The 2,526-nt window shown below is 41.1% G+C and carries 3 protein-coding genes; 1 reads left to right on the top strand and 2 read right to left on the bottom strand.

Going from position 1 to position 2,526, the window contains the following annotated elements:
- Positions 1-290, bottom strand: a 290-nt coding sequence (locus tag B7C60_RS15435) for a late competence development ComFB family protein (protein ID WP_245869564.1), incomplete at its 3' end; no start/stop codon positions are given.
- Between the two features lie 345 nt (positions 291-635).
- On the opposite strand from B7C60_RS15435, the gene B7C60_RS15430 reads away from it, so the two are divergent.
- Positions 636-1,889, top strand: a complete 1,254-nt coding sequence (locus B7C60_RS15430) for a GGDEF domain-containing protein (RefSeq protein ID WP_099612404.1) — start codon at positions 636-638, stop codon at positions 1,887-1,889.
- 47 nt (positions 1,890-1,936) lie between these two features.
- Here B7C60_RS15430 and B7C60_RS15425 read toward each other — a convergent pair.
- Positions 1,937-2,526 (bottom strand): ATP-dependent zinc protease family protein (locus B7C60_RS15425; protein WP_245869562.1); only part of this gene is annotated, 590 nt, incomplete at its 5' end.

The following is a 2,526-nucleotide window of genomic DNA, read 5'->3' as shown; positions in this document are numbered from 1 at the left end:
AAGACGGGAATGATAAGCTCTCGATCGGTTCGCCTATCATTGATGATCATCGGCTCTGCGGCTTCAACTGCCGCGACAGCTCGCTGTTTTAATATCACTAAGCGTTCTTCTGGCAGTGAGGATAAAAAATCAATATCAAAGCGAATATACACAGGCCGAATTTGATTTAATGCTAAACAGGCTAAATCGGCTAATTGATCTGTATCATATTGTGAAACATAGTAACTTTGGGCTAGGACTTGTCCAACTAATGTTTCCATATAATTATGGACTTCCATGTTCAGTTGCATCGTTGAATTCCTTATCATTTCATAGCAGACAAAACAATTCTATCTCACTTATAATACAAAAAGCCTGTTACACTTCAGCAAGATGGTTGGCAATGAAAGCTAAAATTAGCATTTTCAGCGAAAACGATATCGTTATGTTCACGTCTAGTTTAGCAAAAGGTTGGCAATTGATGAAATCAACGTATTCTGATCACTAGGGTCTGTTCACCTTTCTGGCTGATTTTTGCAAATTTTAACGGCGAAAAGTCAACAGACTCTCCCGAGAGATAAGTCATCGCTCTTTTTTTCATAATGTCTGGTTTGTTCTTTACCTCATAATTACAGCAAATGGTTTAAAAATAAAACATGTTTACGGGCTTTACCTCCTCGTCTTGGTTTCGTTTTGCTTTTCCTCTTCTCTTGCTGCTCGCGGTATGGGCAGGGATGAATAACGTTATTTTCGTCAGCCAAACCAATAGTGGTTTTGCTGGTACGCTCCCGTATGTGCTTTTTTTCGCCGCCATTGCTGTCGCTCATCTATTTAAGCAAAGTCGTATCGCGATGATCGCTTGTACCCTTATGATTAGCTATTGGGTGATTCATTATCGTTTACAAACCCCACTGACGACGGGGTCAACCTTACTTGAATTATCTTTATTAGCGGTATTGCTGCCCGTTGCAAGTCTCATCAGTTACACGTTACGTAATGAAGGACTTTTTAGTAAAGGCTTTGTATTGTATCTGGTTCTATTAATATTTTTTGCTTTGTGGAGTACATTGATCGTGGTTCACTTCGACTCTGAGCCGCTTAATGGGCTCAATGGGCTGCTTTATGTCGAACCAAGACTGTCTCGCTTACCTGTTATCGTTGTCCTATATCTTGCTTTGATGTTAGGTATTTGTGCCATCGTGCTCTTGACCCGAAATCGTCTGATGGATGCTGTCATGTATACGTCGATACTATTTATGACTGTGACTTTTGTTTTTTTTCATGTCCCCTATATTTCCAGTACGATGTTTTCATTAGCGGGTATTTTTCTGCTTCTATACTTACTCTCGATTGGCCATGAATTGGCATTTAAAGATCGCCTTACCCAGTTACCAGGGCGCTATGCTTTAGATCTCGATTTACCACGATTAGGTAAAAAGTTTACTATCGCTATGCTAGATATTGACCATTTCAAAACCTTTAATGACCAATTTGGCCATGATACGGGCGATGATGTACTCAGATTAGTAGCCAGTCGATTACGGCAGATACCAGGTAAAGCTCATGTTTACCGTTATGGTGGTGAAGAATTTACCCTTTTATTTAAAGGAAAATATGCCTCTCAGGCCGAGGAGTCTCTTGAGTGGTTACGCAACGATATTGAGCAGTATGATCTCGTCATCCGTAATATAGAAGAACGCCCTAAAAGTCAGCGGGCTGGCGTGAAAAAACGCCATGAAGGGGGGAAAAACTCGGTCAACATCACGGTGAGTATGGGAATTTGTGATAGCCGTATTGAAAGCGATCCGAAACGAGCCTTAAAGCTAGCAGATGAAGCTTTATATAAGGCAAAAAAATCGGGCAGAAACTGTATTAAACAAGCCTCGCTTACTACATCGACGGCGTATTAAACAGTAATCCCCCTAAATAAAGGAGGATTACATGAAGAAAAGGCGATTTAATTTTGTTGTTTTTCTTGTACGTACTGACGACTGACATCAACAATTGCTACATGTTTAAAGAAACTTCTTCCCAACAAAAGTGGAAAAGTTAAATGAGTTCTATTGGCTAATGTAAATTCTGTTTTTTCTTTTAGATCACCAATTTGAATCCACGTGACAACCACTGGGCGGCGATGTGCCGCTTCACTAGCTGATTGACGAATGCGAACCCAACGTTCAACCGGAAGATTCATTTCGTTGCTTTTAATACCATCATGTTCAATTCGAAATTTAACCCAGTCTTTGCCCCCTCGATCAAATGGCACAATGTCTACAGCACTGATGGAAGACGTCGCTGCTCCAGTATCAATTCTTGCCCGGAAATGTTCCTGTAATGCAGGTACATATACCCACTCTTGATCACCAAGAATTAATTTTCCATCCGATGTTTTAGTCGAAGATAAAACTAATACCGCAGGCTCTATTGAGTGAGGGGCTAAATGGGTTTCCTCCTCGATAGCCACTTGGTTACTTTCTGGTGGCACATGTTCAATGGGCGTCAGTTCTTGCTGCTGTTCCGGCGTACTGTGTGGTGCGGGTAGAAAGG

The sequence above is a fragment of the Vibrio fujianensis genome (genome assembly GCF_002749895.1).
Lineage (GTDB): Bacteria > Pseudomonadota > Gammaproteobacteria > Enterobacterales > Vibrionaceae > Vibrio > Vibrio fujianensis.
This window is presented reverse-complemented; position numbering and strand designations above follow the sequence as displayed.

Bases quoted from the DNA above. Each gene is read 5' to 3' on its own strand.
- B7C60_RS15430 (WP_099612404.1), top strand. From the start codon at position 636: ATGTTTACGGGCTTTACCTCCTCGTCTTGGTTTCGTTTTGCTTTTCCT.